This window comes from Actinomycetospora sp. (assembly GCF_055612215.1).
This window is the reverse complement of the sequence record NZ_JBVPVA010001172.1, coordinates 1-6975: the sequence shown is the minus strand read 5'-3', so window position 1 is coordinate 6975 and position 6975 is coordinate 1. Positions and strand designations below refer to the sequence as shown.

General features: G+C 73.4%; 7 protein-coding genes. 2 read left to right on the top strand and 5 right to left on the bottom strand.

Annotated features, from left to right (window positions below):
- Positions 1–139 precede the first annotated feature (139 nt).
- Positions 140–1555: a replicative DNA helicase gene (dnaB, locus tag AC0CYZ_RS31500; RefSeq protein ID WP_472222176.1), complete on the top strand. Its 1416-nt coding sequence runs from the start codon at positions 140–142 to the stop codon at positions 1553–1555.
- Positions 1556–1697: 142 nt separating this feature from the next.
- The gene (locus AC0CYZ_RS31495) at positions 1698–2672 is read left to right on the top strand and encodes an ornithine cyclodeaminase family protein (protein ID WP_472222174.1); all 975 of its coding nucleotides are present in this window, start codon (positions 1698–1700) and stop codon (positions 2670–2672) included.
- A gap of 64 nt (positions 2673–2736) precedes the next feature.
- Here AC0CYZ_RS31495 and AC0CYZ_RS31490 read toward each other — a convergent pair whose 3' ends face one another.
- The 5 genes from AC0CYZ_RS31490 to AC0CYZ_RS31470 all read right to left on the bottom strand — a co-directional run.
- Complete coding sequence (locus AC0CYZ_RS31490; RefSeq protein ID WP_472222172.1) at positions 2737–3234, bottom strand: NUDIX hydrolase; 498 nt, start codon at positions 3232–3234, stop codon at positions 2737–2739.
- Positions 3231–4088, bottom strand: coding sequence for an SAM-dependent methyltransferase (locus AC0CYZ_RS31485; RefSeq protein ID WP_472222170.1), 858 nt, complete (start codon positions 4086–4088; stop codon positions 3231–3233). Before AC0CYZ_RS31485 ends, AC0CYZ_RS31490 begins: the two co-directional genes overlap by 4 nt.
- Positions 4089–4161: 73 nt before the next feature.
- Positions 4162–5175: a sigma-70 family RNA polymerase sigma factor gene (locus AC0CYZ_RS31480; RefSeq protein WP_472222168.1), complete on the bottom strand. Its 1014-nt coding sequence runs from the start codon at positions 5173–5175 to the stop codon at positions 4162–4164.
- 61 nt (positions 5176–5236) lie between these two features.
- Positions 5237–6487, bottom strand: coding sequence for an MFS transporter (locus AC0CYZ_RS31475; protein ID WP_472222166.1), 1251 nt, complete (start codon positions 6485–6487; stop codon positions 5237–5239).
- A gap of 27 nt (positions 6488–6514) precedes the next feature.
- On the bottom strand, positions 6515–6975 hold a 461-nt coding region (locus tag AC0CYZ_RS31470; RefSeq protein WP_472222164.1), incomplete at its 5' end, for a glycosyl hydrolase family 65 domain-containing protein.

The following is a 6975-nucleotide window of genomic DNA, read 5'->3' as shown; positions in this document are numbered from 1 at the left end:
GTCCGGCACGTCGCCCCGGGGCCTGTCCGGCCCGCGGCGACGGTGTCGGTGCCTCGCGGTAGAAGGGGCGCGCCGGACGTCGTCGGGGCGGAACCAGACCGTCCCCCTCGCCCGGCGTCGATCAGGGAGGAGCAGGTCCGTGGCGGTGCTCGACGAGCGTGGGGCGGGCGGCCGGGACGGGGGCTTCGACCGGAAGCCCCGGTCCACGGGGTCCGAGGGGGCGCGCCCGGAGTTCGACCGGCAGCCGCCGCAGGACATCCCCGCCGAACAGTCCGTGCTCGGGGCGATCCTGCTGAGCAAGGACGCCATCGCCGACACCGTCGAGGTGCTCAAGCCCGACGACTTCTACCGGCCGGCGCACCAGACGGTGTACGAGTGCGTGCTCGACCTCTACGGCCGTGGGGAACCGGCCGACCCGGTGACGGTGTCGGCGGAGCTCGAGCGCCGTGGGGAGCTCCTCCGCATCGGCGGCGCGCCCTACCTGCACACGCTGATCGCCGCCGTGCCCACGGCGGCCAACGCGGCCTACTACGCCGAGATCGTGGCCGACCGCGCGATCCTGCGGCGCCTCGTCGAGGCCGGCACCCGGATCGTGCAGCTGGGCTACCACGGCGGCGAGGGCGCGGACACCGACGACATCGTCGACCGCGCCCAGGCCGCCGTCTACGAGGTCACCGACCGGCGGGTGACCGAGGACTACGTCGCGCTCGAGGACGTCCTCCAGCCGACGATGGACGAGATCGACGCCATCGCCTCGCGCGGCGGGGTCTCGTTCGGGGTGCCCACGGGGTTCGCCGACCTCGACGAGGTGACCAACGGCCTGCACGCCGGGCAGATGGTGATCGTGGCGGCCAGGCCCGGGATCGGGAAGTCGACCCTCGGTTTGGATTTTGCTCGCTCGGCGAGCATAAAACATGGCCTGACCAGCTGCGTGTTCTCGCTCGAGATGAGCCGCACCGAGATCGTCATGCGCATGCTGTCGGCCGAGGCGAAGATCCGCCTGGCCGACATGCGCGCCGGCACGATGACCGACGACGACTGGACGCGCCTCGCCCGCCGGATGAGCGAGATCTCCGAGGCGCCGATGTTCATCGACGACTCGCCCAACATGACGATCATGGAGATCCGGGCCAAGGCGCGGCGGCTCAAGCAGCGCCACGACCTGAAGCTGATCATCCTCGACTACATGCAGCTGATGACGTCGGGGAAGAAGGTCGAGTCCCGCCAGCAGGAGGTCTCGGAGTTCTCGCGTCAGCTCAAGCTGTTGGCCAAGGAGCTCGAGGTCCCGCTGGTCGCGATCAGCCAGCTCAACCGTGGTCCGGAGCAGCGCACCGACAAGAAGCCGATGCTCTCCGACCTGCGCGAGTCCGGATCGCTGGAGCAGGACGCCGACATGGTCATGCTCATCAGCCGTCCCGACGCGTTCGAGCGCGACGACCCCCGCGCCGGCGAGGCCGACCTCATCCTGGCCAAGCACCGCAACGGACCCACCGCGACGATCACGGTGGCGCACCAGCTGCACTACAGCCGGTTCGCCGACATCGCCCGTGGCTGACGAGGCCTCACCGCGCGGGTAGGACCGTGAACGACCTCATCACTCCACCGAACTCCTGGCCGTCGTGGCTGACGTCCGTCGTTGGTACATCAGGCGGCAGGCCGCGCTTGACCCTCTGTGAGGCCCACCCGAGCATCAGCGGATGCGAGTTCTCGACCGCAGGGCGGTGCGGAGCCTGCTCGTCCCCGACGAGCTCGTGGAGGCGGTCGGGCACGCCATGGCTGATCTCTCCGAGGGTCGGGCGTCTCTTCCGCCCCGTATCGCGGCACGGGTCCCCGGTGCGGGACTGCTCGCCACGATGCCCGCGTACAGCCCGACCCTCGGTGTGCTGGCCGCCAAGCTGCTCACGGTCTACCTCGACAACGACGTCGCCGGGCTACCCGTCCACCAAGCCACGATCGCCGTCTTCGACCCCCTCACCGGCCGCATCCTCGCCCTGGTGGACGGCGATCACCTCACGGCGGCGCGCACAGCGGCCTGTTCCGCGCTGTCCATCCGCCATCTCGCGCGGCGGGACTCCCGCGTGCTCGCCGTGCTCGGTACCGGACCACAGGCTCGGGAGCACGCCCGGTACGCGTGCCTGGTCCACCCCTTCGCCGAGGTGTGTGTCGGCGGCCGGGACCCGGTCAAGGCGGAGAGGCTCGCCGCGGACCTCGCCCGTGAGGGTCTCCAGGTGCGTAGCACGACGATCGTCGAGGCAGTCGAGGAGGCCGATGTCGTCTGCGCGGCGACGAGCACCGTCGAGCCGATCCTGCGTCGCGGGGACGTCCGGCCCGGGACGCACATCGCGTCGGTCGGGTACATCGCGCACGGGCGGGAGGTCGACGCGGCGCTGCTGCGCGAGGCCCTCGTCGTCGTCGAGCACCGGGACACGTCGCTGCAGCCCTTCCCGATCGGTTCGAACGACCTCGCCGAGCTGGGGAGCGCGGGCGAGCTCGACCCCGAACGGGTGGTCGAGATCGGTGAGCTCGTCGCGGGTCGCCGGGCGGGTCGTGACGGACCGGAACAGGTCACGGTCTTCAAGTCGGTCGGGGTCGCCGTCCAGGACGCCGCCGCTGCGTCGGTGGTCCTCGCCGCCGCGGAACGCGACGGGGTCGGCACCGAGGTGACCCTCTGACGAGCCGGTCGACGCCACGGCGACGTGCCCGCGTCCTCGTCCACGGGGAGGACGGCGTCTCCGGTCAGGACGCCACACCCGGTCCGATCCGCAGGTGCACGCAGTGCTCGGGCAGGGCGAGGAGCAGGTCGCACACCGGGCGCGGCCGGGCGTCGAGGTCGGCGAGCTCGGCCGCCGTGAACCACCGGAACACCGTGCCCGGCCCCTCCGCCCCGACGAACTCGGTCTCGTCGGGCAGACCGTCCGCGGCACACTCGGCGTAGAACCCCAGCTCGTGCACGGCCACCCCGTCCGGCGCGACGAAGAAGTTCTCCGCGACGATCCGGACCCGCACCTCCGTCACCGTGAGCCCGAGCTCCTCGTCCAGCTCCCGCCGCAGCGCCACGGCGACGGGCTCACCGAGCTTCACGCGCCCGCCCGGCAGGTACCAGTGGTCCTGGCCGTCGGTGTGGGCCAGCAGGACGCGACCGCCCCGGACGAGGATCCCGGCCACCCGCAGGGAGAACAGCCCGCCGACCGCCGAGGTCCAGCTGACGTCCGGGGACTCGGCGTCGGCGCTCACTCCCGGTCGGGCACGCGCCCGACGGCGGCGTAGGCGCCGATCGGGTCGGCGTCGGGGTTCGGCACCGGCCAGTCGACGGGGTCGACCAGGCCGGGCGGCACCAGCTCGAAGCCGTCCAGCAGCGCCCGGATCTGCGCGCGGTCGCGGAGCACCACCGGGGTGGCGCTGCCGCGGTACCCGCGCTCGGTGGCGCGGACGCTCTCGGCGAGCACCGGGTCGTCGTGGTCGGCGCTGCCGTGGTTCAGCGCGAGGACGCTGCCCGGGCACAGCGCGTCCCGGTACCGGCGGAAGATCGCGGGCAGGTCGTCGTCGATGAAGTGCAGGACCGCGACGGCCAGGACCGCGACGGGGCGGTCGAAGTCGAGGTGCCCGGCGACCCCGGGGTCGTTCAGGACCACCTCCGGCTGGCGCAGGTCGCCCTGGGTGACCGAGACCCCGTCGAGCTCCGCGGTGATCTGCCGCGCGTGGTGCACCGCGACGGGTTCGAAGTCGACGTAGGCCACCCGCGCCCCGGGCCGCTGCCGCAGGGCGATCTCGTGGACGTTCCCGACGGTGGGCACGCCGGAGCCGAGGTCGAGGAACTGGTCGACGCCCTGCGCGAGGCACCAGCGCACCACCCGCCCGAGGTAGTCGCGGTTGAGGCGGCAGACCCGCGGCATGTCGGGGTTCGCGGCGACGATCTTCGCGGCCTGCGCCCGGTCGCTGGCGAAGTTGTGGGCGCCGCCCAGGAAGAAGTCGTAGATCCGCGCGGCGTTGGCCCGGTCGAAGTCGATGCCCACCTCCGAGAGCGTCATCATGCTGGCCAGGTGCGTGCCGACCCGCGGCGCCGCCTCGTCGTCGGACCCCTCGCCCATGTCCCGCCCTCCCGTGCCGCCCACCAGTCTCGGATCTTCGGTGGGCGTTCGCGAGGGCACGACGGGTGGTTCCTCAGGCGAGGACGGTCGGCAGTCCGTGAGCACGGAAGACCTCGGGGCCGAGGAACGACGTGAGCGACGCGATCGCCCGGTCCCTCACCGTCAGCACCGTGAACGACCAGGCGCGGTGGCACCCCGGCCCGGATTGGCCCGTGGTCGCGGGCCCGTCGAGGTAGAGCGCGACGGCGGGCTGGCCGTTGGCGCTCGTCGGGACCGCCCGCCAGGACCCGCAGTCACCGAGCGGGACGGCCCGGGCGAAGCCCATGACGTCGTCGCGCCCGGTGTACCAGCTCGGCAGCGGCGGCATGGACCACGTGACGTCCTCGGTCAGGAGCTCGACGAGGGCCGCCGCGTCCCGGCGCTCGAGCGCCCGCGCGTAGCCCTCGACGAGCGCGCGGAGCCGGGCGTCGTCGAGCCGGGCGAGGGTGCGCTGCTGGGAGACCGGCGGGACCCGGTCGGCGACGAGCCGGCGGGCGCGTTGCAGCGCGGAGTTCACCGACGCCGTCGAGGTCGCCATCATCGACGCGATCTCCGCGGCGGGGTAGCCCAGCACCTCGAAGAGCAGCAGAGCAGCGCGCTGGTTGCCCGGCAGGTGCTGCAGGGCCGCGACGAAGGCGAGCTCGACCGACTCCCGTTCCACGACGGCGAGCGCGGTGTCCGGGTAGGGCGTGAGCCAGGCGACGTCGGTGACCGGTGCGTCGTCGAGGACCGGCTCCGACGCCGCGGGGCCCAGATCCATCGGGAGCGCACGCCGGCCGCGGGCCGCGACGAGGTCGAGACAGGTCCGCGTCGCGACCGTGTACAGCCACGAGCGCACCGAGCTGCGGCCCTCGAACCCCGCGATCCCCCGCCACGCCCGCAGCAGCGCGTCCTGCAGGGCGTCGTCGGCGTCGTGGACCGAACCGAGCATCCGGTAGCAGTGCGCGTGCAGCTCCCGGCGCAGCGGCGCGACCAGGCGGTGGAACGCCGCGTCGTCGCCGGCGCGCGCCTCGTCGAGGTCGTCGGGAACGAGCGCTGTGCCGTCCATGTCCGCGAGTCTGCCCCACCGGTCCGGGCCGGGGTCGCGGCGAAGGGTGCCCGTCGCCGGACTATCCGACCGACGGGGCCCTTCGCCCGGAACCGGGGAGCCGCAGGCCGGCGGCGACCACCGTGGTCACGGCGAGCAGCGCGACCAGGAACCCCACGGTCGCCGACCAGCCGGCCACCCCGAACACGACACCGCCGAGCGTCCCGCCGACCGACGAACCCACGTAGTAGCTGAACAGGTAGATCCCCGACGCCACCGCCCGGCCCTCCGTGGCCCGGTGCCCGACGGCTGCCGACGCGACCGCGTGCCCGGCGAAGAACCCGACGGTGAGCAGGGCCAGCCCGCCGATGACGAGCGCGAGCACCGGCGCCAGCATCGCGAGCGCACCGACCGCCGCGACCCCGCTCGCCACCAGCACCGTCGTGCGCGTCCCCCACCGCCCCGAGAGCCGGCCGGCCGCGGTCGAGGTGACCGTGCCGACCGCGTAGAGGACGAAGACGAAGCCGACGACGAGGTCGGGCAGCGAGAAGGGTGGCCCGAGCAGCCGGAAGGCGACGTAGTTGTAGGCGCAGACGAACGTGCCCATGAGCAGCAGCCCGATCGCGAAGAGGCGGCGCAGGACCGGGTCGCGCAGGTGTGCCGCGGCCTCCCGGGCCAGCTCCCGGGCGGCGACCGGCGACGGGGCGAAGCGCCGGGACCGCGGCAGGACCAGCCAGAAGGCCAGCAGGCAGACCCCGGAGACGACGGCGATCCCGCCGAGCGCGGCGCGCCAGGACCCGGTGAGGTCGCCGATCGCGCTGACCACGACACGCCCGCCGAACCCGCCGACCGAGTTCCCGGCGATGTAGAGCCCCATGGCCCCGCCGAGGTGGTCGGTGTCGATCTCGTCGGCGAGGTAGGCCATCCCGACGGCGGGCAGGCCCGCGAGCGCGAGCCCCTCGAGACCCCGCAGCACCAGCAGCAGCCCGAACGACGGGGCCACCGCCGCCGCGAGCCCGAAGACGACCGCCCCGAGCAGGGACCACAGCATCACCGGCCGACGGCCCCACCGCTCGGAGAGCGCGGAGGCGGGGATGACCGCGACCGCGAGCCCGCCGGTAGTCACCGACACCGACAGCGACGCCGTGCCCGGGGAGACCGCGAAGACCTCGACCAGCGCCGGCAGCAGCGGTTGGGTCGCGTAGAGCAGCGCGAACGTCGTGAACCCGGCGAAGAACAGCCCGACCGAGATCCGGCGGAAGCCGGGGTCGCCACGCCGGAGCCCGGCACGGCTCAGGACCGCGTCCCCCGTCGCTCCGCTCGCCCCGGCCACGTTCCCCGTCGCTCCGCTCGCCCCGGCCTACTGGTGCATGCGCCGGAACAGCGGGGCCCGTCCGGGCGGCTGCTCGATGGGCCCGCGGGTCGGCACGGACGGGATCTCGAAGGTCTGCGGTGACCCCACGGCGAGGGTGAACTCCTCGTCGTGGTGGCGCAGGTCGAGCTCCTCGGTCGACGTCGGGGCCATCCCCGCGGGCCCGGAGTGGTGCTCGGGAACCTCCTCGAGCGCGTAGGTCGCCTCCCCGTGCCCGACCTCGACGTGGACCGAGCGGCCCCGCCAGAGCAACCGGAACCGCAGGCCGGAGACCGCGGAGGGCAGCCGCGGCGAGAACGTCAGCCGGCCGTTGTGCGTGCGCATCCCCCCGAGTCCCTGGACGACCGCGGTCCACGAGCTCGCGAGCGCCGCGAGGTGGATGCCGTCGCGGACGTTGTTCTCGAGGTCGGCGAGGTCCATCTGCGAGGACTCGCACAGGTAGTCGTAGG

Coding starts and splice junctions, on each gene's coding strand:
- AC0CYZ_RS31495 (WP_472222174.1), top strand. CDS start 1,698: ATGCGAGTTCTCGACCGCAGGGCGGTGCGGAGCCTGCTCGTCCCCGAC.
- AC0CYZ_RS31485 (WP_472222170.1), bottom strand. CDS start 4,088: ATGGGCGAGGGGTCCGACGACGAGGCGGCGCCGCGGGTCGGCACGCAC.
- AC0CYZ_RS31480 (WP_472222168.1), bottom strand. CDS start 5,175: ATGGACGGCACAGCGCTCGTTCCCGACGACCTCGACGAGGCGCGCGCC.